Origin of the sequence: Streptomyces sp. NPDC051173, from assembly GCF_040689515.1 — a bacterium.
In the GTDB taxonomy this organism is placed as follows: Bacteria; Actinomycetota; Actinomycetes; order Streptomycetales; family Streptomycetaceae; genus Streptomyces.
Genome location: NZ_JBFBBD010000016.1, coordinates 76,864 through 102,887, shown reverse-complemented (window position 1 = coordinate 102,887; position 26,024 = coordinate 76,864). Strand labels below are relative to the sequence as shown.

Annotated in this window: 19 protein-coding genes and 1 pseudogene; 12 read left to right on the top strand and 8 right to left on the bottom strand. The window is 70.2% G+C overall.

Annotated elements, in window-relative coordinates:
- The first annotated feature begins 111 nt into the window (after positions 1 to 111).
- The 3 genes from AB0435_RS12405 (at position 112) to AB0435_RS12395 (ending at position 4,206) form a co-directional block, all read left to right on the top strand.
- Positions 112 to 1,230: an ROK family glucokinase gene (locus tag AB0435_RS12405; protein WP_366007605.1), complete on the top strand. Its 1,119-nt coding sequence runs from the start codon at positions 112 to 114 to the stop codon at positions 1,228 to 1,230.
- Entirely contained in the window at positions 1,227 to 1,796 is a 570-nt protein-coding gene (locus AB0435_RS12400; RefSeq protein ID WP_366426840.1) for a hypothetical protein, read from the top strand. Before AB0435_RS12405 ends, AB0435_RS12400 begins: the two co-directional genes overlap by 4 nt.
- Positions 1,797 to 1,944: 148 nt before the next feature.
- Positions 1,945 to 4,206, top strand: a complete 2,262-nt coding sequence (locus AB0435_RS12395) for a trehalase family glycosidase (protein WP_366426839.1) — start codon at positions 1,945 to 1,947, stop codon at positions 4,204 to 4,206.
- Between the two features lie 14 nt (positions 4,207 to 4,220).
- Here AB0435_RS12395 and AB0435_RS12390 read toward each other — a convergent pair.
- From AB0435_RS12390 to AB0435_RS12375, 4 genes and pseudogenes are all read right to left on the bottom strand, one after another.
- Positions 4,221 to 5,303 (bottom strand): annotated as a pseudogene (locus AB0435_RS12390) (VCBS repeat-containing protein); the annotation flags it as partial.
- Positions 5,304 to 6,254: 951 nt separating this feature from the next.
- Positions 6,255 to 7,823, bottom strand: a complete 1,569-nt coding sequence (locus tag AB0435_RS12385) for an FG-GAP-like repeat-containing protein (protein ID WP_366426838.1) — start codon at positions 7,821 to 7,823, stop codon at positions 6,255 to 6,257.
- A 93-nt stretch (positions 7,824 to 7,916) separates the two neighbouring features.
- The gene (locus AB0435_RS12380; RefSeq protein ID WP_366426837.1) at positions 7,917 to 10,388 is read right to left on the bottom strand and encodes a glycoside hydrolase domain-containing protein; all 2,472 of its coding nucleotides are present in this window, start codon (positions 10,386 to 10,388) and stop codon (positions 7,917 to 7,919) included.
- 46 nt (positions 10,389 to 10,434) lie between these two features.
- Positions 10,435 to 12,255, bottom strand: a complete 1,821-nt coding sequence (locus tag AB0435_RS12375; RefSeq protein ID WP_366426836.1) for a VCBS repeat-containing protein — start codon at positions 12,253 to 12,255, stop codon at positions 10,435 to 10,437.
- A 1,043-nt stretch (positions 12,256 to 13,298) separates the two neighbouring features.
- On the opposite strand from AB0435_RS12375, the gene AB0435_RS12370 reads away from it, so the two are divergent.
- From AB0435_RS12370 to AB0435_RS12360, 3 genes are read left to right on the top strand one after another with little or no spacing between them, the layout of a single operon-like run.
- Positions 13,299 to 15,197, top strand: a complete 1,899-nt coding sequence (locus tag AB0435_RS12370; RefSeq protein ID WP_366426835.1) for an alpha/beta fold hydrolase — start codon at positions 13,299 to 13,301, stop codon at positions 15,195 to 15,197.
- Between the two features lie 22 nt (positions 15,198 to 15,219).
- Positions 15,220 to 15,858 carry an MBL fold metallo-hydrolase gene (locus AB0435_RS12365; protein WP_366426834.1) on the top strand — a complete coding sequence of 213 codons (639 nt, stop codon included), beginning with the start codon at positions 15,220 to 15,222 and terminating at the stop codon, positions 15,856 to 15,858.
- 31 nt (positions 15,859 to 15,889) lie between these two features.
- Positions 15,890 to 16,669 carry an exodeoxyribonuclease III gene (locus AB0435_RS12360; RefSeq protein ID WP_361525957.1) on the top strand — a complete coding sequence of 260 codons (780 nt, stop codon included), beginning with the start codon at positions 15,890 to 15,892 and terminating at the stop codon, positions 16,667 to 16,669.
- A 25-nt stretch (positions 16,670 to 16,694) separates the two neighbouring features.
- On the opposite strand, the gene AB0435_RS12355 is transcribed toward AB0435_RS12360, so the two are convergent.
- Positions 16,695 to 18,530, bottom strand: a complete 1,836-nt coding sequence (locus tag AB0435_RS12355) for an SGNH/GDSL hydrolase family protein (protein WP_366426850.1) — start codon at positions 18,528 to 18,530, stop codon at positions 16,695 to 16,697.
- 148 nt (positions 18,531 to 18,678) lie between these two features.
- Here AB0435_RS12355 and AB0435_RS12350 point away from each other — a divergent pair, with 148 nt between their 5' ends.
- Positions 18,679 to 19,119: a DUF6278 family protein gene (locus AB0435_RS12350; RefSeq protein WP_366003638.1), complete on the top strand. Its 441-nt coding sequence runs from the start codon at positions 18,679 to 18,681 to the stop codon at positions 19,117 to 19,119.
- 179 nt (positions 19,120 to 19,298) lie between these two features.
- Here AB0435_RS12350 and AB0435_RS12345 read toward each other — a convergent pair whose 3' ends face one another.
- Positions 19,299 to 20,045, bottom strand: coding sequence for a GntR family transcriptional regulator (locus tag AB0435_RS12345; protein ID WP_366003637.1), 747 nt, complete (start codon positions 20,043 to 20,045; stop codon positions 19,299 to 19,301).
- Between the two features lie 208 nt (positions 20,046 to 20,253).
- Here AB0435_RS12345 and AB0435_RS12340 point away from each other — a divergent pair, with 208 nt between their 5' ends.
- The 5 genes from AB0435_RS12340 to AB0435_RS12320 are packed head-to-tail and all read left to right on the top strand — an operon-like array spanning position 20,254 to position 24,506.
- Positions 20,254 to 20,997, top strand: coding sequence for an amino acid ABC transporter ATP-binding protein (locus AB0435_RS12340; protein ID WP_366003636.1), 744 nt, complete (start codon positions 20,254 to 20,256; stop codon positions 20,995 to 20,997).
- Positions 20,998 to 21,016: 19 nt separating this feature from the next.
- Positions 21,017 to 21,937, top strand: coding sequence for a glutamate ABC transporter substrate-binding protein (locus AB0435_RS12335; protein ID WP_366003635.1), 921 nt, complete (start codon positions 21,017 to 21,019; stop codon positions 21,935 to 21,937).
- Positions 21,934 to 22,578, top strand: a complete 645-nt coding sequence (locus AB0435_RS12330; RefSeq protein WP_366003634.1) for an amino acid ABC transporter permease — start codon at positions 21,934 to 21,936, stop codon at positions 22,576 to 22,578. Before AB0435_RS12335 ends, AB0435_RS12330 begins: the two co-directional genes overlap by 4 nt.
- The gene (locus tag AB0435_RS12325) at positions 22,575 to 23,441 is read left to right on the top strand and encodes an amino acid ABC transporter permease (RefSeq protein ID WP_366426833.1); all 867 of its coding nucleotides are present in this window, start codon (positions 22,575 to 22,577) and stop codon (positions 23,439 to 23,441) included. Before AB0435_RS12330 ends, AB0435_RS12325 begins: the two co-directional genes overlap by 4 nt.
- A 48-nt stretch (positions 23,442 to 23,489) precedes the next feature.
- A complete protein-coding gene (locus tag AB0435_RS12320; protein WP_366003632.1) occupies positions 23,490 to 24,506 on the top strand; it encodes an aldo/keto reductase family protein in 1,017 nt (338 codons plus the stop codon).
- 83 nt (positions 24,507 to 24,589) lie between these two features.
- Here AB0435_RS12320 and AB0435_RS12315 read toward each other — a convergent pair whose 3' ends face one another.
- Together AB0435_RS12315 and AB0435_RS12310 are read right to left on the bottom strand one after the other, a co-directional pair.
- Entirely contained in the window at positions 24,590 to 25,789 is a 1,200-nt protein-coding gene (locus AB0435_RS12315) for a cytochrome P450 (protein WP_366426832.1), read from the bottom strand.
- Positions 25,786 to 26,016 carry an MbtH family protein gene (locus AB0435_RS12310; RefSeq protein WP_361525978.1) on the bottom strand — a complete coding sequence of 77 codons (231 nt, stop codon included), beginning with the start codon at positions 26,014 to 26,016 and terminating at the stop codon, positions 25,786 to 25,788. Before AB0435_RS12310 ends, AB0435_RS12315 begins: the two co-directional genes overlap by 4 nt.
- Between the last annotated feature and the right edge of the window lie 8 nt (positions 26,017 to 26,024).

Sequence of the window (26,024 nt, the reverse complement as noted above, 5' to 3'; positions counted from 1 at the left end):
GGCACAATCGCACCGACCGTATCCGTGAGGCCCCGCCTCCAGACCAGCGCAGGGACACCGACTCGTGCGAGCACGCCCCCGTACCGCCAGGCCTCACGCAGTGGAGGCACGATGAGCATGTACCGCGAGCTCCACCGGGGTGCGGCGAGAGCGACCGTGCTCCGTACGGTGGGCACCCGCGAGCGCCGCTCGCACCTGACCGCCCCGCGCGTCCCCACGGTCGGCATCGACATCGGCGGCACCAAGGTGATGGCGGGCGTCGTCGACGCCGACGGCACCATCCTGGAGAAGATCCGCACCGAGACGCCGGACAAGTCCAAGAGCCCCAAGGTCGTCGAGGACACCATCACCGAGCTGGTCCTGGACCTCTCCGACCGGCACGACGTGCACGCCGTGGGCATCGGCGCGGCCGGCTGGGTCGACGCCGACCGCAACCGCGTGCTCTTCGCCCCGCACCTGTCCTGGCGCAACGAGCCGCTGCGCGACCGCCTCGCCGGCCGCCTCGCAGTCCCCGTCATGGTCGACAACGACGCCAACACCGCCGCCTGGGCGGAGTGGCGCTTCGGCGCGGGCCGGGGCGAGGACCACCTGGTGATGATCACCCTCGGCACCGGCATCGGCGGCGCCATCCTGGAGGACGGCCAGGTCAAGCGCGGCAAGTACGGGGTCGCCGGCGAATTCGGGCACATGCAGGTCGTGCCCGGCGGCCACCGCTGCCCGTGCGGCAACCGCGGCTGCTGGGAGCAGTACAGCTCCGGCAACGCCCTCGTCCGCGAGGCCCGTGAGCTGGCCGCCGCCGAGTCCCCGGTCGCGTACGGCATCATCGACCGCGTCGGCGGCAACATCCACGAGATCACCGGACCGCTCATCACCGAGCTGGCCCGCTCCGGCGACGCCATGTGCGTCGAGCTGCTCCAGGACATCGGCCAGTGGCTGGGCGTGGGCATCGCCAACCTCGCCGCCGCCCTCGACCCGTCCTGCTTCGTCATCGGCGGTGGCGTCAGCGCCGCCGACGACCTGCTCATCGGCCCCGCCCGGGACGCCTTCCGCCGCCACCTGACCGGCCGCGGCTACCGCCCCGAGGCGCGCATCGTCAAGGCGCAGCTGGGCCCCGAGGCCGGCATGGTCGGCGCCGCGGACCTGGCCCGGCTCGTCGCCCGCCGCTTCCGCCGCGCCAACCGGCGCCGCGTCGAGCGCTACGAACGCTACGCACAGGCGGGCCGCGGGTGACGGCCACCATGGAACTCACCGAGCGCACCGCGCAGCCGCAGGAGCCGGGCACGGGCCGCCCCCGGCGCCGCTGGCTCAAGGCCGTGATCGTCTTCCTGCTGATCACGATCCCCGCGGGCTACCTCTACATCTCCGCGATGCAGAGCCGCGGCGGCAGCGACTCGAAGAAGGAGCAGGCCGCGGCGACCGGCCTGGAGGAGGGCTGGCCGTCCCAGCTCCAGCGCCGCATCTACGAGGTGACGGTGCCGCCGTACGCCGAGAACGTGGCCAGCTTCGAGACCAACTCGTGGAAGTCCAGCTCGCTCTTCCTCCAGTTCACCACCACCCGCGCCAAGTTCGCGAAGTGGCTGACCGACGTCGGCACGAGCGCCTCCGCGCTCAAGGACGGCGACGTCACCATCGACGACGACCAGGCGGCACAGGTCGGCTGGAAGTTCGGCTCCGGGCACCGCTGGGCGGGCACGGTCAGGGAACAGGACAAGCCCAAGCCGTCGCTCGCCATCACGGCGAATCTGGACAACCCGGACTACCCCCAGGTCTTCGTCGTCTCGACGACCACTCCTTGAGCCCAGGGGCCCGCCCCGGCGGACAGCGTGGGGGCGAGTTCCGGCCGGAGAGAGCGAATCGCGTGTTGCGGACGCGGCGTTTGTTCCATGCTGCCGAACATCCTCGTCGGATCCCGGACGCGGCCCTTGGAAGAACTGGAGTTCGCCGATGCGTCCGCACGCGTGCGCCCTGTTCGCCCTCGCTCTCCTCCTGGCCGTGGCCACCGCCTGCGTTCAGCCGACGGCTGCCGCCCCGCCCCGGCGGACGGCCTCCGCCGGCGACGGCTACGACGACGTGCTCGATCTACGGGGCACCCCGACGGCGGCGCTGCCCGGACGCGAGAAGGACAACAACCCGATCAACGTCTTCGCCGACCGAGGGGCCTGGCATGCCTACGCCCTCCCGGCCGCGGGCACCCCGGGCGGCTCCGGCGGGTTCACCGGCCCCCTCTACATCGCGCAGGAGTACCCCTGGTGGTTGAGCGCCTCCTTCAGCCGCATCCGGCTGAGCGAGGACGGCCGCCCGCTCGACCTCGCCGGCGGCGGACCGCCGCGCTTCACCTCCCGGCCCGGGTCCCTGGCCCAGGCCTACGACCTCGGCGACGGCCTCCGGCTCACCCTTGAGCTTCGGTACGCCACGCACCGCACCGCGCTGATAGGGGCCGCTGTGCGCAACACTGGCCGCATCCTGCGCACCCTCGGCGCCGACTGGGCCGGAAGCCTGCTGCGGCCCGCCGAGGCACCCATGAGGCAGGCGCCCTCGCTGGCAGTCGCGCCCGAGGGCGTCGCCGTCGACTTCGCCAAGGTGCGTGCGCCGGACGATTTCCTCACCGACGGCACCGAACGGTTCGAGGTGCGGCACCGGGACCCGGTGCGTACGACCGTGTCGGGGGAGGGGGACTCCTACCGTACGGAACTGGCCGCGCCCTTCACCCTCGCGCCCGGCGCGGCACGCTCCCTGGACTGGACCGAGAGCTACACCTTCACGGAGGCCGAGCGCACCGCGGAAGCCGGTGCGGCACGGCGGGTGCTCGCCGATCCGGCGCGGACCGTCCGGGCGGCCGACGCCCGCTGGCGGGGGTATGTCGACGGCGTGACCGCCGGGGTGCCGGCCGGCCGGCGGCGGCTCGCCGTCAAGGCGCTGGAGACGCTGGTGACCAACTGGCGCGGCGCCGCCGGGAGTCTCGCACACGACGGGATCACGCCGTCCCTCTCGTACAAGTGGTTCGCGGGCGGCTTCTGGGCCTGGGACACCTGGAAACAGGCGGTCGGCACGGCACGCTTCGATACGGGGCTCGCCGAGGCGCAGATCCGCTCGGTCCTCGACCACCAGATACCTCCCGGCTCCACGATCCGCCCGCAGGACGCGGGGATGATCCCGGACGCCGTCTTCTACAACGACCCGCAGCGGGGCGGTACCAACTGGAACGAGCGGAACAGCAAGCCGCCGCTGGGCGCCTGGTCGGTGTGGCAGGTCTACGAGCGGAGCGGGAACAAGGACTTCCTGCGGGAGGTGTACCCGAAGCTGGCCGCGTACGAGGAGTGGTGGTACCGCAACCGGGACCACGACCACAACGGGCTCGCGGAGTACGGCGCGACCGTGGACCCCGCCAACGGCTCGCCCGGCGAGCAGCGGCTGGCCGCGGCCTGGGAGAGCGGCATGGACGACGCGCCCCGGTTCGACGCCGCGTCGGGCACCTCGGTCGTGCCGAACCGGGACGGTTCCGGGCGGGTGATCGGCTACTCGCTGACCCAGGAGTCCGTGGACCTCAATTCCTATCTCGCCGTCGACCAGGAGCATCTGGGCCGGATCGCCGCGGAGCTGGGGAAGCGGGCGGCCGCCGACGGCTGGCGGGCCAGGGCGGCTGCCACCGGCCGGGCCGTACGGGAGAGGATGTACGACCCGGCGACCGGCTGGTTCCACGACACCGCTCTCGGCTCCGGCACTCGGCTGACGGACCGGGGCAGGGGGATCGAGGGCGTGATCCCGCTGTGGAGCGGCGTCGCGACCCGGGCGCAGGCCGCCGCCGTACGCGAACGGCTCCTGGATCCCTCTGAGTTCGCCACCGCGATGCCCCTGCCGACGGTCTCCAGGAGCTCGCCGTACTTCGCCGCGCGGCAGTACTGGCGCGGCCCCGTCTGGCTCGACCAGGCGTACTTCGCGATCGCCGGGATGCGCCGTTACGGATTCGGCCGCGACGCGGACACGCTGGCCGCGCGGCTGATCGGGAGAGCGGCCGGTCTGACCGGCAACGGGCCGATCATGGAAAACTACGACCCGCTGAGCGGAGCCGCCCTCAACTCGCCCAATTTCAGCTGGTCGGCGGCGCTGCTGCTGTCCCAGTTCGCCCGCGGGGCGGCGAAGTCCGTGCCGCGGCCGGTGAAGGACCACAGCGCGGTGCGGTTGCGGCCGTTGGGCGCGTTCCCGTAGTCGTACATCACCGCGAGGTCGGCCTTGCCGTCCCCGTTGAAGTCCCCGGCCACCGGCTCGCTCGCGGCCCAGTTCCAGCTTTTCACCGGGTCGGTGGAGCTGTCCCATGCCAGGTGGGGCTTGCCGAATCCGGTGCCGTTGCTGGTGAAGGTCCACAGTCCGGTGCGGTTGCCGGAGGCGGTCCTGCCGTAGTCGTACAGGACCGCGATGTCGGTCCTGCCGTCGCCGTCGAAGTCACCTGCGACCGGCTTGGCGGCGGACCAGCTCCAGTTCTCCGATCCGCTGTCCCAGGCCTGCTTGGGGCTGGCGAATCCGGTGCCGTTGCTGGTGAAGGTCCATAGGGCGGTGTGGTTGCCGTAGTCGTAGAGGACGCCGAGGTCGGCCTTGCCGTCCCCGTTGAAGTCCCCGGCCACCGGCTTGCTCGCGGCCCAGTTCCAGCTTTTCACCGGGTCGGTGGAGCTGTCCCATGCCAGGTGGGGCTTGCCGAATCCGGTGCCGTTGCTGGTGAAGGTCCACAGTCCGGTGCGGTTGCCGGAGCCGGTCCTGCCGTAGTCGTACAGGACGCCGATGTCCGCTTTGCCGTCGCCGTTGAAATCGCCCGCGACGAGCTTGCTCGTGGACCAGTTCCAGCTGGGAACGGCCGTGTCGTCGCGGCTGTCCCACACCTTGCGGGGCGCCTCGAAGCCGTTCGATGTCCCCTTGAAGGTCCACAGCGCGGTGCGGTTGCGGTCGCCGTCCCTGCCGTAGTTGTAGAGGACGCCGATGTCGGTCTTGCCGTCGCCGTCGAAGTCCCCGGAGGTCAGCGCGCTCGCGGACCAGTTCCAGCTGTCGGCACCGCTGTCCCAGACCTCGCGCGGCGCGGCGAATCCGGTCTCCGCTCCGGTACCGGAACCGTTGGAGATCCACAGGCTGGACCGGTTGTGGCCGTCCGAGGTCTTCCCCTGCCCGTAGAGGACCGCGATGTCGGTCTTGCCGTCGCCGTCGAAGTCCCCGGACGTGCTCAGGTGCCGCGGCGGCTTGAGGTGGCCGATGATCGGCGCATGGTCCGAATACCCGTTGGGGGGACCGCTGTCGGGCGCGTTCTCGGTGGTGTCCATCCGGGTCCGGTCGACTTCGCAGGATGTGAACTGGCTCCCCGACTCTCCCCACGAGGCGAAGATGTGGTCACGCTTGCGCCATATGTGTCCGCCCTTTTTCTCCCAGGAGTGATGGGTGACCTCGTTGACCGTGTCACCGGCGCCGTAGGAGCGGCGGTCGCACTCGTCGAAATCGTCCGAGATCGGCTTGAGCTCGGCGGAGTCGGGGAACATATTGAAGTCGCCGCCGAGCACCAGCTGATAGCGGTCCTGCCAGATCTCGTTCTTGACGTTCTGGATCTGCCCCGGCCTGCGCGGGTCGGCGGGGTCGGACAGGATGTGGGTGGTGCAGATCCTGGACGACCAGCCCTCGACGCGTACACAGAGGACGGGCAGGGTCTGCTTGTCAACGCCGCCCCCGGGCACGGTGTTCGTCGCGGTGGTCTCGGTGACGCGCCCCTTCACCGCGATCCCCACGCCCAGTATGCCGCTGAGCCCGCCCCGGCAGTTCGTGGTCCCGTCGTCCGGGCGGGCCCCCGGGGCGTGCGCGATCGACCATCCGCTGCCCAGGGCCGCGCGCAGCCGCTCCATATGGCTGCCGGGCGCCTCGCCGCACACCTCCTGGAGCATGACGACATTGGCACCGCGCTCCGCGACCACCTGCGCGATCTGGTCGACCTTCGCCTGGGGATCGTTGCGGTAGGGGCAGTAGCCGCCGTCCCCGCGCGGTCCGCCGGCCTCCCCGCAGATGTTCCAGGAGACGACACGTAGTTCCGGCTCGGCGAGCAGCGCCGGCGGACTTTGCTCCCGTGCGGCGGCCGCGGACACCGCGGAACGCCCCTGCCCCGGCCCGGCCGCCTGCGCCGCCGAATGCACCGGAACGAGCAGGGCGCACAGGCCTGTTATGGAAGTGAGCAGCGTTCTCAGTCGGTATTTCATCCTTCCTCTCCTCTTCTGTACGACAGGAATGGCTCAGCCGGCCTTGCTCATGTTCCAGTTCCAGCTCTTGACGGGGTCGGTACGGCTGTCCCACGTGAGCTTGGGGCCGGCGAATCCATTGCCGTTGCCGGTGAAGGTCCACAGTCCGGTGCGGTTGCCGGAGTCGGTCTGGCCGTAGTCGTAGAGCACGCCGATATCAGTTTTGCCGTCGCCGTTGAAGTCCCCTGCGACCGGCTTGCTCGCGGCCCAGTTCCAGCTCTTCACCGCGCTGTCGTCCTGGCTGTCCCACACCTTTGTCGGCGCGTTGAGACCGGTGCCGTTGCCCGCGAACGTGAACAGTTCGGTGCGGTTGCGGTCGCCGTTCCTGCCGAGGTCGTACAGCACGCCGATGTCGGCCTTGCCGTCACCGTTGAAGTCGCCGCCGACCACCTTGGCCGCCGACCATCTCCAGCTCTCCGATCCGCTGTCCCAGGCCTGCTTGGGGCTGTTGAACCCGCTGCCGTTGCTGGTGAAGGTCCACAGTCCGGTGCGATTGCCGGAGTTGGTTTTACCGTAGTCGTACAGCACCCCGATATCGGTCTTGCCGTCGCCGTTGAAGTCGCCGGAGACGGGCTTGCTGGCTTCCCAGTTCCAGCTCTTCACGGGGTCGTTGTTGCTGTCCCACACCTGCTTGGGGCTGTTGAACCCGCTGCCGTTGCTGGTGAAGTTCCATAGGGCGGTGCGGTTGCCGGAGTCGGTCTTGCCGTAGTCGTAGAGGACGCCGATGTCTGCCTTGCCGTCGCCGTTGAAGTCGCCGACAGTCAGCTTGCTGGAGGCCCAATTCCAGCTTTTGACAGGGTCGTCGTTGCTGTCCCACACCTTGATCGGGCTGTTGAATCCGCTGCCGTTGCTGGTGAACTCGTACAGCTTGGTGCGGTTGCGGCCGTCCTCGGTGCGGCCCATGTCGTACAGGACCGCGATGTCGGCCTTCCCGTCCCCGTTGAAGTCGCCGACGGCCAGTTTGGCGGCCGACCAGCTCCAGCTGACCGATCCGCTGTCCCAGACCTTCTTCGGGCTGCCGAAGCCGGTACCGCTCCCGGTGAACGTCCACAGTCCGGACCGGCTGACGCCGCCCTCCTTGCCGTAGTCGTACAGCACGGCCACGTCGTCGCGTCCGTCGCCGTCGAAGTCACCGTTGACCCGGGCGGAGGCGCCGTCGTCCGACGCGTCGGGGAAGGGGCGTGCGTCGTCGTCGGCCAGCCCCATCTCCTTTCCGCAGTGCGGCCAGGCACCCGCGCCCTCATTGTCGAGGACCCGCTGCGCGACCCGGATCTGCTGTTCCTTGGTGGCCTGATAGGGGTATGGCGCATAGTCCGTTCCGTGGTACGCCACCCACGTACTCTCCAGGAATTGCAGGCCGCCGTAGTACGGTGCCTGGTTGTATCCCCAGTCCCCACTGCTCTCGCACTGGGCCATCTTCTCCCAGGTGGCGAGTGATGCCGCCTGGGCGGGGGCGCCGGTGACCGACAGTGCAAGCAGCATGCCGGAGGCCGACACCGCCGCCACGCCCGCGCGTCTGGCCTTCCTGCGGAGGGTGCGGGTCTTGCGTATCAAGGGATCCACTTCTTCCTTCCATTGAATGACGGGCCCGTCCGGCCGGGCCGCAACCGGGCCGGACGGGCGCCGATGGGTGCCCCACGTCTCACAAGAGGGGCATCAACTCACCTTGCTGGACCGCCAGTTCCAGCTCTTCACGGCATCCGTTGCGCTGTCCCAGCCCAAGAGGGGTGTATCGAATCCGGTGCCGTTGCTGGTGAAGGTCCACAGTCCGGTGCGGTTGCCGGAGTCGGTCCTTCCGTAGTCGTAGAGCACGCCGATATCCGTTTTGCCGTCGCCGTTGAAGTCCCCTGCGACCGGCTTGCTCGCGGCCCAGTTCCAGCTCTTCACCGGGTCGTTGTTGCTGTCCCACACCTGCTTCGGGCTGTTGAACCCGCTGCCGTTGCTGGTGAAGGTCCACAGTCCGGTGCGGCTGCGGTCGCCGTCCTTGCCGTAGTCGTACAACACCCCGATGTCGCTCTTGCCGTCGCGGTTGAAGTCGCCGCCAACTACCTTGACGGCGTTCCAGTTCCAGCTCTTCACGGCGTCGTCGTTGCTGTCCCATACCTTGACCGGGCTGTTGAACCCGGTCGCGGTGCCGGTGAAGGTGAACAGCTTGGTGCGGTTGCGGCCGTCCTCGGTGCGGCCCATGTCGTAGAGGACGCCGATGTCGGCCTTCCCGTCGCCGTTGAAGTCGCCGGAGACGGGCTTGCTGGCCTCCCAGTTCCAGCTCTTCACCGGGTCGTTGTTGCTGTCCCACACCTGCTTGGGGCCGGTGAAGGCGGCACCGTTGCTGGTGAAGGTCCACAGGCCCGTGCGGCTGCGGTCGCCGTCCTTGCCGTAGTCGTACAGCACCCCGATGTCGGCCTTGCCGTCGCCGTTGAAGTCGCCGACGGTGAGCTTGCTGGCGTTCCAGTTCCAGCTTTTGACGGGGTCGTCGTTGCTGTCCCAGACCTTGACCGGGTTGTTGAATCCGCTGCCGTTGCTGGTGAACTCGTACAGCTTGGTGCGGTTGCGGCCGTCCTCGGTGCGGCCCATGTCGTACAGGACGGCCAGGTCGGTCCTTCCGTCGCCGTTGAAGTCACCGGCCGTCAGCTTGGCGGCCGACCAGCTCCAGCTGTCCGACGCCGCTCCGCTGTCCCACACCTTCTTCGGGGCGCCGAAGCCGCCGCCGGTCCCCGCGAACGTCCACAGCGCGGACCGGCTGACGCCGCCCTCCTTGCCGTAGTCGTACAGCACGGCCACGTCGTCGCGTCCGTCGCCGTCGAAGTCGCCCTTGACGCGCGACGAACCGTCTTCTCCGCCGGGTGCGGGCAGGGCCGAGGACGGGGCGACATCGACGTAGTCGCGGTCGATGGCGAGGGTGACACCGCCGTAGGTGTCGTTCACCTCGCCGCGGTACTGGTGGATGCGCCGCCCATTGGGCCAGTAGCCGGGGCCCGGAAGTCCCATCGACGCGTCCGACACATCGGCCTTCAGATTCCAGTTCGCCGACCACAGTACGTCGGGCGACGCGTAGTTGGCGTCGTCGGCCACCGAGGCGAGGTCCGGGATGCCGCTCGTTTCACTCGCGTACACACCGGAGCGGTAGCCACGTTCGTGGAGGCGGCTGGTCCACCCCGAGACGTAGTCGATGACCCGGGCCCGGTACGAGCGGCTGTCGTAGTTCTCCATGTCGCTGTAGATGACCGTCCCGGGGCCCAGGCCCAGGTCCGCCGCCTTGGCCACGGCGGCGTCCGCGGACTCGCGGCCCTGCGCGTCCGCGGTGGCCGGGGAGATGCCGCCGGCCTGGAGGTCCACGAAGAGAGGCAGCAAGTGCCAGCCGTCGGCGGTCTGCTGACGCACCCAGTCGTCGGTGAGCTCCGGTTGCGGACAGCCCCGTTTGCGACCGCCGATGTAGATGCCGACGGCACCGTAGGGCGACGAGGCCTTCCACGTCTTCATCGCGGCGGACGAAGGAGCGGTGCAGGACTCGAAGCCCAGCCCTGTGTACTCCTTGTCGGCCGTGACGGCGGCGACCGGTGGAGCCACGAGGCCGCTGCCCGCCTTGCCGGGCAGGGGGGTCGGCTTGGCTGTCGCGTCCGTACGGGCCGAGCCGAGGACGGCGGTGACCGTCGTACTGGATGTGCCGTAGGAGGCCGTGACCATGACTCCGGCGTCTTCGACGGCGACCTTCGTCTCGTGGTCGTACGTCACCGGCAGCTCGTGCGGCATCGGGGCCCCGGCAGGGACGCGCAGCGCGTGGGAGACGTCCTGGCCGCCCGCTCCGGTGATCGGCTCCAGTATCAGGGCATCCGTCTTGTCCGCGACCAGATGGGAGGGGCAGGACTGTTCGGTGCCGGGGTGGCCCAAGTACACCGTGTGGCGGTCGAACCGCACACACGTGTGCGGGCCTTTCTCCAGGTCCACGACCGGCCACCCGGAGGGTATGTCGAGGGTGAGGCCACGGTAGGTGATCGGAGCGGTGCCGGACCGTCCGGCGTGCGAGGGCGCGGCCTGGACCGTGGCTGTGCCGGAGGCGGCGAGGGCCATCAGGGCGGCAGCGGCGGCGAAGGCCACGCCGTTCGTTCTTCGTATTCGTATGGTTCGCATGGGCGGTGGCTCTCCCGAACGGTGAGATGAGGAGGGGCGAAGCCGGTCAGCCGAGCTTGCTCGCGCTCCAGTTCCAGCTCTTGACGGGGTCCGTGCTGCTGTCCCAGCCGAGCTTGGGGCTGTCGCTGCCACTGCCGTTGCTGTTGAAGGTCCACAGTCCGGTGCGGTTGCCGGAGTCGGTCTTGCCGTAGTCGTAGAGGACGCCGACGTCGGCCTTGCCGTCGCCGTTGAAGTCACCTGCGACGGGCTTGCTCGCGGACGCGTTCCAGCTCTTCACGGGGTCGTCGTTGCTGTCCCATACCTTGACCGGGCTGTTGAACCCGGTCGCGGTGCCGGTGAAGGTGAACAGCTTGGTGCGGTTGCGGCCGTCCTCGGTGCGGCCCATGTCGTAGAGGACGCCGATGTCGCTCTTGCCGTCGCCGTTGAAGTCGCCGGAGACGGGCTTGCTGGCTTCCCAGTTCCAGCTCTTGACCGGGTCGTTGTTGCTGTCCCACACCTGCTTGGGGCTGTTGAACCCGTTGCCATTGCCGTTGAACGTCCAGAGCCCGGTGCGGCTGCCGGAGTCGGTCTTGCCGTAGTCGTAGAGGACGCCGATGTCGGCCTTGCCGTCGCCGTTGAAGTCGCCGGAGACGGGCTTGCTGGCTTCCCAGTTCCAGCTCTTCACGGGGTCGTTGTTGCTGTCCCACACCTGCTTCGGGCTGTTGAACCCGCTGCCGGTGCTGGTGAACGTCCAGAGCCCCGTCCGGTTGTGGTCGTCGTCCTTGCCGTAGTCGTACAGCACCCCGATGTCGGCCTTGCCGTCGCCGTTGAAGTCGCCGACGGTGAGCTTGCTGGCGTTCCAGTTCCAGCTCTTGACCGGGTCGTCGTTGCTGTCCCATACCTTGACCGGGGCGGCGAATCCGCTGCCGGTGCTGGTGAACACGAACAGCTTGGTGCGGTTGCGGCCGTCCTCGGTCGCGCCCATGTTGTAGAGGACGCCGATGTCGGCCTTGCCGTCGCCGTTGAAGTCGCCGACCGTCAACTTGCTGGAGGCCCAGTTCCAGCTCTCCGTCGTCCCGCTGTCCCACACCTGCTTGGGGCTGTTGAAGCCGCTGCCGTTGCTGTTGAACGTCCACAGGGCCGAGCGACTGCGGTCGTCCTTCCTGCCGTAGTCGTAGAGCACCGCCACGTCGTCGCGGCCGTCGCCGTCGAAGTCGCCCTGGACCCGGGCGTTGTCCTCGGCGGGCGCCGTGGCCGTGTCGTCGTCCACGATGGTGTTGAAACGGATTGGGCGGTACTGCTCGGACCTGGAGAAGTAGGCGTACGGGATCACATGGTGGTGTAGACCGCTGCTGCTGAACTCATAACCCCAGTAGGAGGACTGGGAGGAATCGGCCCACTTTTCGAACAGGACGACGTGACCGTCGTTGCCGGGCGCCTTGTTGTTGAGCGCGTCGCCGGGCTTCAGCTCGTCCTTGGAGATTTCGTGGGCGACGCCTGCGGGAATGAACGAATCGGTGGTCTGGCCCGGGCCGGGCAGCCCCCAGGCCATGGAGACGAAACCGGAGCAGTCCGTGCGCCAGCCCTGATAGGTGTTGTCGCCGCTGTAGTGGAGGCCCTTGCCGAACCAGCTGGCGGCGCGTCTGAGGGTCTCGCTGCGGGTGATGGGCTTGGCCACGAGACTCGACGAGATCAGGCCCTTGCGCTGGAGCTCCGAGGTGGAGGCGCCCTGTCCCGAGCTCGGGCGGTCGTCCTTCGTCCCGGAAGAGGCGGCTGCGCGGGAGTCGGCGACGGCTGTCGGAGCGATGGTGCCAACTGCAGTGAAAGCAAGTGCGGTTGTCACCAGGGCGGCGATGGATGACGCGCGGCGTATTCGAGAGATCTTCATGTGTGCTTTCTCCAGCCTTCTGTTTTCGGGCAGCCTTCGGCGTGGCGAGGTGCGTGGGTGGTGTACGCGGCGTCGCAGGGCGTCGTCAGAGGACCGCTCGAATGCGGGGGCCGCGCGGGAGGTGTGGCAAGAGGTGTTCGCGAACGCTGGGAGACCGGATCAGCGGCAGAAGGCTGATCCCTGTCGGCGTGGCCGCCCGCTCCAGGGCCCGCACATGCGTAGCTGTCCCATGGTCTCCTTCGGCGTCGTCGGGCAACGGCTTCAACTGCCGTCACTGCCCTGACGCTTCATGTGTCGAAGATGTGACAGGTTCGCGGAAAAATTTTCCGGTGGAGAGGATTCCGGTGAAGAGAAGGTGGACGCGCCCCCGCCGGCCATGTCGCCCGGGAGGTCTTCGGGGCCCGCCCGAGGACGGAGTCAGCCTCCTGCGGTCTGTTTCATGGAGAGGTCGTCGTGTACGCGAACCCACCCGGGGGATCGTCCATGGCGTTGGCGTTTTGATCCCTGACAGCCTTGTCCAGGCATCACGCAGCGCCCCCAGTGAACAATGCTTCTCCTGCCCGGTCGTTCGGTTCCCTCTCCTGACGCGCGCAGACGCTACAGCGAGTCACGCCTGGTCGGAAGCCGGTCATCGGATAGAGAGAAACCGCCACAGTCCATGAAGGGTGAACGGGGGGGCGGCCTCCGGGTCGGCCAGGCGCGGGCGGTGGGCCGGTGCAGATACCCAGGATGTACGAACTCACGAAGGTGTCGGCCCTCAAGGCCCGCACGCAGGCCATCAATCAGCTCAAGGCCGTACTCATCACTGCCGGTTCCGCCTCGCGGGAGGAACCGGCCGGACTCGGGATGGGGACGCTCGTCCGGCCCGGCTCGTGGAAAGCCCGGACCCACTGTCGGCGCGGTCACGAGTACACGCCGGGGAACACGTACCTGGGCGCTCCAGGGTTCCGGCAGGTCCCGGATCCGCCGTGGCGAGAGGGCCGAGACCCGCCAGGTTCACCCCGGCGATGTGACATCTCGTGACAGATGAGAGGGTCTGGCGGGTGAGTGAGACACCGGCGAACACCCTGCAATACCGCGTCGACGGGCGAGAAGACGCTCCGGTCCTGGTCCTGGGGCCCGCGTTGGGTACCACATGGCACATGTGGGACCGGCAGATACCGGAGCTGATCCGCCACTGGCGTGTCCTCCGTTTCGACCTGCCGGGGCACGGCGGTGCGCCCGCCGAGCCCGCCCCGGTCGTCGGTGACCTCACCGACCGGCTTCTCGCCACGCTCGACGGGCTCGGCGTCGACCGCTTCGGGTACGCGGGCTGTTCCATCGGCGGCGCGATGGGCGCCGACCTCGCCCTGCGGCACCCGCACCGGCTCGCCGCGCTGGCCCTGATCGCCACCTCCGCCCGCTCGGGCACGGCCGACTCCTGGCGGCAGCGCGGCGACACCGTGCGCGGCAACGGCATGGACCCCATCGCCCGGTCGGCGCCCGAGAGCTGGTTCACCCCCGGCTTCGCGGCCGCCCAGCCCGCCATCGTGGACTGGGCCGTGCAGATGGTCAGCACCACCGACCCCGGCTGCTACGTCGCCGCGTGCGACGCGCTGGCCGCCTTCGACGTCCGCGCCGAGCTGGGCCGGATCGGCGTGCCCGCGCTGGTGCTCGTCGGTGCCGAGGACCAGGTGACGCCGCCCGCCGACGCCCGGGTCCTGGTCGCCGGCATCCACGACGCGCGGCTCGCGGTCGTCCCCGGCGCCTCGCACCTCGCCCCGGTCGAGCAGCCCGCCGCCGTCACGGACCTGCTGGTCCGCCACTTCACCACGGCCTGGCAGCTGTCCACCCAGCAGAACCTGTCCCCGGTCGCCGCGCCGATGCCGCAGGCGGCGGTTTCCGCTCCGGGCCCGGTGCCCGGCCAGGCGTTCGGCCCCGCTCCGGGCCGGACGGCCGATCAGGAGCAGGCGCCGTTCCCGGCCGCGGGCCCCGCCGCGGGGCCGGCTCCGGCCCCCGCCCCGGAGCGGGGCGAGACGCCCGGCCAGGCTCCGGTCCAGGGCCTGAACCCGGACACCGTCCGCAACCCCGGCAAAGCCCCGGTCCAGGGCCTGAACCCGGACACCGTCCGCAACCCCGGCAAAGCCCCGGCCCAGGACCTGAACCCGGACACCGTACGGATCGCCGCCCAGGCCCCCGCTCCGGTCCCCGCTCCCGCCCCTGCGCCGGGTCAGCCGGTCCCGGGGCACGCGTCCGGGTACGGGTTCCCGCCTCCCGCCCCCGAGCCGGGTCAGGCAGTCCCGGGGCACGCCTCCGGATACGGGTTCCCGCCCGCCGCGCCAGGTCAGGCAGTGCCCGGACACGCCTCCGGGTACGGCTTCCCGCCCCCCGCGCCGAGTCACGCGGGCCCGGCGCACGGTCCGGCCGGCGCCTCCGGGCAGTTGCCGGGGCACGCCGCCGGGTACGGGTTCCCGCCCGCCGCGCCGGGCGGGACGTCCACGCCCATGACCCAGCAGCCCGCCCCCGCCCCCGTCGGTTTCGGGCCGCCGCCCGCCCTGGACCCGGAACCGGTACCCGCCGCCCCGGACCCGTACGACCGCGGCGCGCTCATCCGGCGCGAGGTCCTCGGCGACGCCCACGTGGACGCCGTCGAAGCGGCCAGGGACGAGTTCACCGGTGATTACGACGACTTCGTCACCCGCTACGCCTGGGGCGGGGTCTGGGACCGCCCGGGGCTCGACCGCCGGTCCCGCGCCCTGATCACCCTGGCCGCCCTCACCGCGGGCGGCCGCCTCGACGGCCTCGCCCTGCACACGCGGGCCGCGCTGCGCTGCGGCGTCACCCCGGACGAGATCAAGGAAACGCTTCTGCACACCGCCGTCTACTGCGGCGTGCCCGCCGCCGATGCCGCCTTCCAGGTCGCGCGGCGCGTCATCGCGGAGGGACCGGCCCCGCGCGCGTAGCCGGCGTAGCAGTATGGGGATCATGAACCTGACCAAGAAGAGCCACGCGTGCGTCCGGCTGGAGAAGGACGGCCGCACGCTCGTCATCGATCCCGGTGCCTTCAGCGAGGAGGACGCGGCCGTCGGCGCGGACGCGATCCTCGTCACCCACGAGCACATCGACCACTTCAACGAGGACCGGCTGCGGGCCGCCCTGGACGCCAACCCGGCCGCCGAGCTGTGGACGCTCCGCAGCGTCGCCGAGCAGGTCTCCGCGGCCTTCCCCGGCCGGGTGCACACCGTCGGCGAGGGGGACACCTTCACCGCGGCCGGGTTCGAGGTGGAGGTGCACGGGCAGCTGCACGCGGTGATCCACCCGGACATCCCCCGGATCACCAACGTCGGCTATCTCGTGGACGGTTCGGTCTTCCACCCCGGGGACGCCCTGACCGTGCCCGGCCGGCCCGTCGACACCCTGATGGTCCCGGTCATGGCACCGTGGAACAAGGTCGCCGAGGTCATCGACTACCTTCGTGAGGTCGCCCCGCGGCGCGCCATCGACATCCACGACGCGCTGCTCACCGACCTGGCCCGGCCCGTCTACGACCGGATGCTGGGCCCGGACGGGCCGGGCGGCACGGACCACACCCGCCTGGCGCCCGGCGAGACCGTCGCTCTCTGACGTTGTCACACCCGGCCGTTAGGGTTGGCCCATGCGCATCGCCACCTGGAACGTGAACTCGATCACCGCCCGTCTCCCGAGGCTGCTCGCCTGGCTGGAGAGCAGCGGCACGGACGTGCTGTGCATACAGGAGACGAAGTGCGGGGAGGACGCCTTCCCGTTCGACGAGCTCCGCGAGCTGGGCTACGAGGCGGCGGTCAACGCCACCGGCCGGTGGAACGGCGTGGCGCTGCTCTCCCGGGTGGGCCTGGAGGACGTCGTCTCCGGCCTGCCGGGCGGCCCCGACTACGACGGCGCGCAGGAGCCCCGGGCGATCTCCGCGACCTGCGGGGGCGCCCGCCTCTGGTCGGTCTACGTGCCCAACGGCCGCGAGGTCGGCCACGACCACTACGCCTACAAGCTGCGCTGGCTGGAGGCCCTGCGCGACGCCGTCGCCGCGGACGCCGAGGGGGAGCGGCCGTTCGCGGTGCTCGGTGACTTCAACATCGCGCCGACCGACGAGGACGTCTTCGACCCGGCGGTCTTCGAGGGCGCCACGCACGTCACGCCCGCCGAGCGCGCCGCCCTGGGCGCCCTGCGCGACCTCGGCCTGTCCGACGTCGTGCCCCGCCCCCTGAAATACGACCGCCCGTACACCTACTGGGACTACCGCCAGCTCTGCTTCCCGAAGAACAAGGGCATGCGCATCGACCTGGTCTACGGCAACGCCCCCTTCGCCCAGGCGGCGAAGGACGCCTACGTCGACCGGGAGGAGCGCAAGGGCAAGGGCGCCTCGGACCACGCCCCGGTCGTCGTCGACCTGGACGTCTGAGGCCCGGGCGCCCCGCCCCGCGCCGTCAGATCAGCTTGCGCAGGTCGATCGAGTCGGTGAAGGCCCGCATCCCGGCGTCGTTGGGGTGCAGGTGGTCACCGCCGTCGAAGGCCGGCAGCATCCGGTCGGGCTGGTGGGGGTCGCGGATGGCGGCGTCGAAGTCGAGCACCGCGTCGTACGCGCCGCCGTTCGCCCGGATGTGCCGGTTGATGGCGGTGCGCTCCGCCTCGGCCGCCGGCGTGCAGTCGTAGAAGCCGCCGCAGGGCGCGATGGTCGCGGCGACGAACCGCATGCCGCGCTCGTGCGCCCGTGCCGCCATGGCCCGCAGCGCCGGGATCACCTGGGCGGCCGTGGTCCCCGCCCGGATGTCGTTGACGCCCTCGAAGACGATGACCGTACGGGCCGAGGTCTGCGCCAGCACGTCGCGCTCCAGCCGGTGGCCCGCGCTGACCCCGCTGAGGATCGTGCTCGTGTTGTCACCCGGATAGCGGTCGTCGACCACTCGGTTGCCGGAGATCCCCTCGTTGAGCACCCCGAACTTCGGCACGGAGTGCTGTCCGCGCAGCCGTCGGCCCAGCAGGTCCGGCCAGCGTCCGTTGGTGCCCGGCGTCGACCGCTCGCCGTCGGTGATCGAGTCCCCGAGGGTCACCACGGACCCGGCGCCGTCACCGACGTCCACGCCCGTCAGCAGCGGCCAGGAGTCGAGCTTCGCGGAGTACGCGCCCGCGCCGCGGTCGCCCGTGCGGTCACCGGCGCCGTCGGCCGTCAGATAGGACACCGAATCGATGTAGCTGTGCACGGGCAGCGCCCGGACCGTGCCCGGCAGGTGGATGCTCACCAGGAGGTCGGCACCCTCGGGCACCCGGAATCCCAGCGGGTCGCTGAACTGCTGGGTGCCCGCCGGAAGTTCGGTTCCGGGGTGTCCGCCGAAGGTCAGTTCCCGGGGCCGGCCTGCCGCCGCCGCGCCGCGCTCCTGGAGCGCCACGGTCGCGTGCCCGATGCGGACCGGTCGCGGCGCGAAGGTGTTCTCCAGCCGGATCCTGGTGCGCGGCCCGCCGGCGCTGCCGTGCACGACCAGCCGCAGCGTCCGGTCCTTCCACGGCCCCACCGCGGCGTAACCCGAAGGTGAAGCCGCCCAGCTGCCGGTCCACCCGTTCGTGGGACCCCGCAACGCCATCGAGAACACGTGCAGGGCGGTCTCCGGCTCCGACTCGTCCGGCAGCACGACCGAGTCCACGTCGCGGCCGCGCGCCACCGGGACCGTCACCGCGTACAGCCGCGTGGTCTCCGCCCGTTGGCCGTCGGGCGTGGCGAGGTGGGGGAGTCCGACGGCTTTCGTCGTGAGGGGGCCGCCCCGCCAGTCGGGCGCGGTCAGCCGGTAGGTGCTGCGGGAGCCGTCGCGATAGCGGACGGTGCCGGTGCCGGTGACGTCCTGGCCGGGCGCGCCCTCGGTGGTCCCGGCGACGAGGAAGGAGAGCGCCTCCCCGCTGCCGTGGAGCCGGACGACCTGCCCGGCTGCCCGCACATTGTCCGGCTGACCTGCGGCGGAGCGCGGCCAGCGGAGCGGTGAGCGGTCGATGGCCAGGGCGCGGCCCGGGCTCCAGCCCGCGGCGTCGAGGTCCTTGGCCGACAGCGCGTTGCCCGCGCCGTCGAAATCGGCGTCGTCCGGGTGGGTGTCCCCGCGGACCGCCGTGTTGTCGAAGAGCCGCTCCAAGGGGAGCGGCTCTCTTGCGCGCGGCACGGTGTCGGCGAGCGCCGGGGTGTTCGCGGCGGCAACGGCGCAGACGGCGCCCGCCGCGACGATCCCCGCCGCCGTCCACCGTCTGTGCCGTACCCCGCCGAGCCTCGATGTCCGGAGCATGTGAGTCATGCCTCCCAGCGTTCCCCGCTCTGAATGTGGCGGCATGAAGCTAAGGAGACACCTGGGGTACGTCAAGGAGGCCAACCGGCCACGTCGGGCGCCGCGCGCCTGTGGTGAGGCCATCCGTGCGAGTGCGATCCTGTCCGGTATGAACATTCCCTTCTTGGACAGTTGGCGCAAGCGGCACGCCCCGGACCGTGGGGTGGCGCTGGCGGACGCGGTCGACCGGGACCCGGAGGGCCTGGCCGAGCTGTTGTCGGAATGCGAACTGCTGCGCGCGCACGCGGAGTCGGCGGGGGTCACCCTCGACGACTCGCCGATGTCCCTGGAGGCGCTGGACCAGCTCCAGCCGCGCTGGCGCGAGGACCCCGAGCTGCTGCCGTGGCTGGGCAACGACGCGGGGCTGTATCTGGGCACGGTCGTCGTCCGCACGGTGGAGGGCGCCGGCTGGTGGATCCGCTCCGACGGCCAGCCGGTCGTCCTGCTCGCCAACGGCCGGGAGATCGACGTGGTCGAGGCGGGCCAGAGCTGGGCGGCCGACGGCGCGCCCGAGCTTTCCCAGCTCTACGGGGAGCTCGCGGAGAACTGATCCGCTTGCGCTTTGCCTGCGGGTTCTTGCCGGGTGCGGGCTCGTTGCGGCCTGCGGCCGGAGCGCCCTTCGGGCGCGTCCTCAAACGCCGGACGGGCTGGATGGGCGCAGGTTGAGGGCCAAGTGCGGCCCGCGGAGTCTGCTCACAGACATCCGCCGCACGCCGCCCAGGCGACTGGTCAGCTGATGAAGGGGATGTCGTACTCCAGCCGCCAGCGGTCCGCTCGTACGACGATGTCGGACGTCTCCACCGCCCGGCCGTCCCCGTCGAAGTGGGTGCGCTCGATGACGGTGACGCACTGACCGGCCGCGCAGCCGAGTGCCTCCGCCTCCGGTGTCGTCGCCGGCCGTGAGCCCACCAGCTCCTGTGCCCGTACGACGCGGATGCCGATGGCCGCCAGTCTGCCGCGCACACCGCGCCGGGCGTAGGGCCCGCGCTCGGGGAGCACCACGTCGGTGCCCTCGGTGATGGCGAGCGGCTCCCAGCTGGTGGCGAGCTGCACCGGGTGCCGGTTGGCGAGGTACTCGTACTGCGTGCACAGCACCCGGTCGCCCGCTCCGATCCGCAGCCGCTCGGCGACCCGGTCCGAGGCGGGCGCCTCGTTGGAGGACGCCTCCCAGGTCAGGGTCGTGTCCCGGGCCGTCATCCGGGCGGCGAAGGGGGAGTCGACGGCGCCGGTCGAGCGCAGCAGACTGCCCAGCGGCACCCGGTCGGTGACGAAGACGCCCCGCCCGAACTGGCCCTCCGCGTATCCGGCGGCCTTCAGGACGCGCACCGCGCGGTCCACGGTCTGGTCGCTCGCCGCGTACGCGCGCTTGAGCTCCGACCGCGAGGGGATGCGGTCCCCGACGGCGAGCCCTCCCTCGTCGATGCGGCGGCGCAGATCGTCCGCGATGCGCTGGTAGACGGGCCTGCTGTCGCCCACCCCCGGCTCCTTCCCCCGTGTCTCCCCCAGTTCGACGCTACACAGGCTAGGTACCCAGGCCGGTCTGTGTACCTAGGGCAAATGGCGGGCGTAGTGCCCCAAATCCTTATATATGAGCGTGTCAGCGAAGAAGTCCGGTACGGCGCCGGTAGTTTGCGCCGATAGCGTGTGCCGACCGCGGGACAGCTGAGAGTGGGTAGGGCTGGGTATGGCCGTCGATCCTCTGATCGAACTGCGGAATGTCAATAAGCACTACGGAAAGCTGCACGTCCTCAAGGACATCGACCTGACGGTCGGCCGGGGCGAGGTGGTCGTGGTCATCGGCCCCTCCGGCTCCGGGAAGTCCACCCTCTGCCGGACCATCAACCGCCTGGAACCCGTGGAGTCCGGCACCATCACCCTCGACGGTCACCCGCTGCCCGACGAGGGCCGGGAGCTGGCCCGGCTGCGCGCCGAGGTGGGCATGGTCTTCCAGTCCTTCAACCTCTTCGCCCACAAGACCGTGCTCGCCAACGTCTCCCTGGCCCAGATCAAGGTCCGCAAGCGCGGCAGGGAGGAGGCCGACAAGCGCTCGCGCGAACTGCTGGAGCGCGTCGGCCTGCTGGCCCACGCGGAGAAGTACCCCGCCCAGCTCTCGGGCGGCCAGCAGCAGCGCGTGGCCATCGCCCGCGCGCTGGCGATGGACCCCAAGGCGCTCCTCTTCGACGAGCCCACCTCGGCGCTCGACCCGGAGATGATCAACGAGGTGCTGGAGGTCATGCAGCAGCTCGCCCGGGACGGCATGACCATGGTCGTCGTCACCCACGAGATGGGTTTCGCCCGCTCCGCCGCCAACCGCGTCGTCTTCATGGCGGACGGCCGCATCGTCGAGGACCGCACCCCGGAGGAGTTCTTCACCGCTCCCGAGAGCGACCGGGCCAAGGACTTCCTCTCCAAGATCCTCAAGCACTGAGGGGCGGGTGAACACGCTGATGACGAGCCGTACGCGCCGTGCCACCGCGGCCCTGGCCCTCGCCGCACTCGCCCTGCTCGCCGCCGCCTGCGGCAAGGAGGGCAGCCCGCCCGTCAAGGGCCCCCGCGCCGACCAGCTGCCCGTCTACCACGTGGCCACCGGCTTCGAGCTGACCGACTCATCCACCTGGCGGGCCGCGAAGAGCCGCGGCCACCTCGTCGTCGGCGCCAAGGAGGACCAGCCCTACCTCGGCGAGAAGGACCCCGCGACCGGCGTCTACTCCGGCTACGACATCGAGATCGCCAAGATGATGTCCGCCTCGCTCGGCTTCGACCCCAGGACGATCCGCTTCCGCACCATCGCCTCCGCCAACCGCGAGACGGCCCTCCAGAACGGTCAGATCGACTACTACGTCGGCACCTACACCATCAACGACCTGCGTAAACGCCAGGTCGGCTTCGCGGGTCCCTATTACATCGCCGGGCAGTCGCTGCTGGTGCGCAAGGACGAGAAAGGCATCGACGGGCCGCAGGACCTCGCGGGGAAGAAGGTCTGCTCGGCGGCCGGCTCCACCCCGCTCCAGCGCATCCAGCGCGACTACCCCAAGGCGATCGCCGTCGCCTACGACACCTACTCGATCTGCGTGGACAACCTCCTCAGCCTCCAGGTGGACGCCGTCACCACCGACGACACCATCCTCATGGGCTTCGCCGCCAAGGCGCCCGACGAGCTGAGGATGGCGGGCAAGCCGTTCTCCAAGGAGCCCTACGGCATCGGCGTGCCCCGCGGCGACACCGCCCTGCGTTTCGCCCTCGACGACGCCATCGAGGCGCACGAGAAGAACGGCGACTGGAAGAAGGCGTACGACGCGACCCTCGGCCTGTCCGGGGTGCCGGCCCCGCCGCCCCCGGCCGTCGACCGCTACGGGAGCACGTCATGAACGTCCTGACCGACAACTGGTCCCTCTACGGCAAGGGGCTGCTCGGCACCGTCGAACTCACCGTCTACGCCTCCCTGCTCGCGCTCGTCCTCGGCTTCGTGATGGCCTCCTTCCGCGTCGCCCCCGTGGGCTCGCTGCGCGTCGTCGGCACGGTGTGGGTGACGGTGCTGCGCAACACCCCGCTCACCCTGCTGTTCTTCGCGGTGCTGCTCGGCCTGCCGAGGTTCGGCGTGGTCCTGCCCTTCCAGCTCTTCGCGGTCCTCGCCCTCGGCTGCTACACCTCGGCCTTCATCTGCGAGGCCGTGCGCTCCGGCATCAACACCGTGCCGACCGGCCAGGGCGAGGCCGCCCGCAGTCTCGGGATGACCTTCACCCAGACCCTCGGCGCGATCGTGCTGCCGCAGGCGTTCCGCTCCGTCATCCCGCCGGTCGGCTCGACGCTGATCGCCCTCGCCAAGAACTCCGCGATCGCCGGGTCGTTCAGCGTCACCGAGCTGCTCGGCACCTACAAGACCCTCAACGAGCTCGGCTACAGCATCATCTGGTCCTTCGTCTGGATCGCCGTCGGCTATCTGATCGTGACCCTGACCATCAGCGCGGTCTTCAACGTGCTGGAGAAGCGCTGGGGAGTCGCCCGATGACCACGACCGCGCTGTACGACGTCCCGGGCCCCCAGGCCCGGCGGCGGCACCTGGTCTACGGCCTCGCGGCGACGGCCGTGATCGTCGGCCTCGTCGTCTGGTTCGTGTATCTCCTCTTCGACACCCACCAGTTCACGGCCCAGAAGTGGGATCCCTTCACCTACAAGGGCATCCAGGAACTGCTGCTGCGCGGGCTCGGCAACACCCTCAAGGCCTTCGCCTACGCCGCCGTGCTCTCCCTGGTGCTGGGCGGGGTGCTCGCCACGGCCCGGCTCTCCGAGCACCGGCCCGTGCGCTGGATCGCCACCCTGCTCGTGGAGTTCTTCCGCGCGATGCCGGTGCTGGTCATGATCTTCTTCGTCTTCGTCGCCCTCAAGGTGCAGCCGCTGCCCGCCCTCGTCACCGGGCTGACCCTCTACAACGGATCGGTGCTCGCGGAGGTCTTCCGCACCGGCGTCAACTCCGTCGAGCGCGGCCAGCGGGAGGCGGCGTACTCCCTGGGCATGCACAAGAGCCAGGTGATGACGCACGTCCTCGTCCCGCAGGCGCTGCGGGCGATGCTGCCGACGATCATCAGCCAGCTCGTCGTCGCCCTGAAGGACACCTCGCTGGGCTTCCTGATCACCTACGAGGAGTTCCTGCACGCGGGCAAGCTGATCGCCAGCAATCTCGACTACGGGCTCCCGTTCATCCCCGTCGTCATGATCATCTCGCCGATCTACATCGGGATGTGCATGATCCTCTCGTGGCTCGCCCATGTGGCCGCGAGGCGGCAGCGGGGCAGCCTCAAGACCGAGGCCGTCGAGGTCGCCGAGCCCGAACCCGGAACGCTGCTGCCGGGTGCCGGAGCGCACGGGCCGTGAATTCCGCGTTCTGGCGGACGGGCCCAACTCCGTTGCTAATGTGGGCCCATGGATTTCCGTCACCTGGGACGCAGTGGACTGATAGTCAGCCGGGTCGCTTACGGCAACTGGCTCACCCGGAGTTCTTCGAGAAGTGAGGAGACGGAACTCGCCTGCGTGCGGGCCGCACTCGACGCCGGAATCACCACCTTCGACACCGCGGACGTCTATGCGGACACGCTCGCCGAGGAATCCCTCGGGCGGGCGCTGAAAGGCGAGCGGCGGGAAGGGCTGGAGATCCTCACCAAGGTCTTCGCGCCCACCGGCCCCGGCCGCAACGACCTCGGCCTCTCCCGCAAGCACATCTTCGAGTCCATCGACAACTCCCTGCGCCGGCTGGGCACGGACCACGTCGACGTCTATCAGGCCCACCGCTTCGACCCCTCCACCCCGCTGGAGGAGACCATGGAGGCGCTCGCCGACGTGGTGCACGCCGGCAAGGCGCACTACATCGGCGTCTCCGAGTGGACCGCCGACCAGATCCGGCGCGGGCACGCGCTGGCCCGGGAGCTGAGGATCTCGCTGGTCTCCAACCAGCCGCAGTACTCCGCCCTGTGGCGGGTGCCCGAGGGGGAGGTGATGCCCGTCTGCGAGGAGCTCGGTGTCGGGCAGATCGTCTGGTCGCCCCTGGCCCAGGGCGTCCTGACCGGCAAATATCTGCCGGGCCAGCGGTGGCCGGAGCAGTCCCGGGCCCTGGACTCCAACGATGGCTCGCCGGTGCTGGCGGGCTGGCTCAAGGACGACGTCCTCTCCCGCGTGCAGCAGCTGCGGCCGCTCGCCGCCGACCACGGGCTGACGGTCGCTCAACTCTCCCTCGCCTGGGTGCTCCAGCACCCGAACGTCGCCTCCGCCGTGCTCGGCGCCTCCCGCCCCGAGCAGATCACCGACAACGCCAAGGCGGCCGAGGTCCGGCTGGAGGCCGACGTGATGGCGGCGATCGACGCGGCCCTCGACCCGGTGGTGAGCCGTGACCCGGGCGCCACCCGGGACAGCAGCCCCACGGCCCCCGACTGGCGCCTCGCCTGAGGCACATGGCGAAAAGGGGGCCTCCTCGCGTCCGCGAGGAGGCCCCCTTTTTCTTTACCGCCAGGTCACCGGATACCGCCGGATCACCAGACGACCGGCAGCTCCAGCAGGCTGCGCACCTGCATGCCGTCCTTCCATTCCAGCGATTCCACGGGAACGGCGCACCGCAGACCCGGCAGCCGCGTCAGCAGCGAATCCAGCGCCACCTGCAATTCCAGCCGGGCCAGTGGGGCGCCCAGGCAGCGGTGGATTCCGTAACCGAATCCCAGATGCGGATTGTGCTCCCGCGTGAGGTCGAACCGGTCGGCGTTCTCGAAGACCGATTCATCGCGGTTCGCGGACGGAATGGCGGGCAGCACGGATTCGCCGGCGCGCACGAGCGTCCCGCTCAGCTCGATGTCCTCCGTCGCGTAACGCGCGAAGGTCACATGGGAGATGAGCGGCACGTAGCGCATCAGCTCCTCGACCGCCCCCGGCATGAGTTCGGGCTTGCCCCGCAGCATCTCCAGCTGTTCCGGGTGCGTGAAGAGCACGTGCAGGGAGTCGATCAGCTGGGAGGAGACCGTCTCGTGACCGGCTATCAGCAGCACGCTGGCCAGCTCCACGAGCTCCTTCTCGGAGAGCTTCTCCTCCTCGTCGCTGGCCTTGACCATGGCGCTGATGAGGTCGTCCTGCGGCTCCGCGCGCCGGCTCACCATCAGCCGCGCGATATAGCCGTGCAGCCGCTCGGTGTCCGCCTCGATCTCCTCCTCCGTCATCACCGTCGTGGCGGAGAAGGCGTCCAGCCAGCCGCGGAACTGCTCCCGGTCCTCGAAGGGCACGCCGAGCAGGTCGCAGACGACGGTGCCCGCGAAGGGCACCGCGAAGCCCTCCATCAGGTCACCCGGTGGCCCGGCCGCGACCAGCTCGTCGATCAGCCGGTTCGCCTCCTCCTCGACGCGCGGGCGCAGCAGCTCGACCCGGCGCATGGTGAAGACCTTGGCGAGCAGCCGGCGCAGCCGGGTGTGGTCGGGGGAGTCCATGCCCAGGATGCTGGTGTGGATGGGCAGCGGGGTCAGCCGCGACTCGTCGTGCTCGGCGGCCAGCGCCCGGCTGAACCGGGGATCCCCGAGGATCGTCTTCATGTCCGCGTGCGAGGTGACCAGCCAGGCGTCTTCGCCGAAAGGGCAGCTGACCCGTACGACGGGTTCCTCGGCGCGCAGCTTCGCGTAGAGCGGGTCGACGTCCAGGGCGACCGCTTCGTTGAACGGGTAGCTCAGGGGCGCGCGTTCGTCGTTGCTCATGCGGACCGCACCTCCGAGAGCCGCGACTGGTGCTCGACGAGGCTCTTGGGGCGCATGTCGGTCCAGTTCTCCTCGATGTAGGCGAGGCACTCGTCGCGGGTGGCGGGGCCGCGGACGGCGGTCCACCCGGCGGGGACGGTGGTGAAGGACGGCCACAGGGAGTGCTGTCCCTCGTCGTTGACCAGCACGAGGAAGGTGCCCTCGGTGTCGTCCCAGGGGTTGCTCACGATGCGTA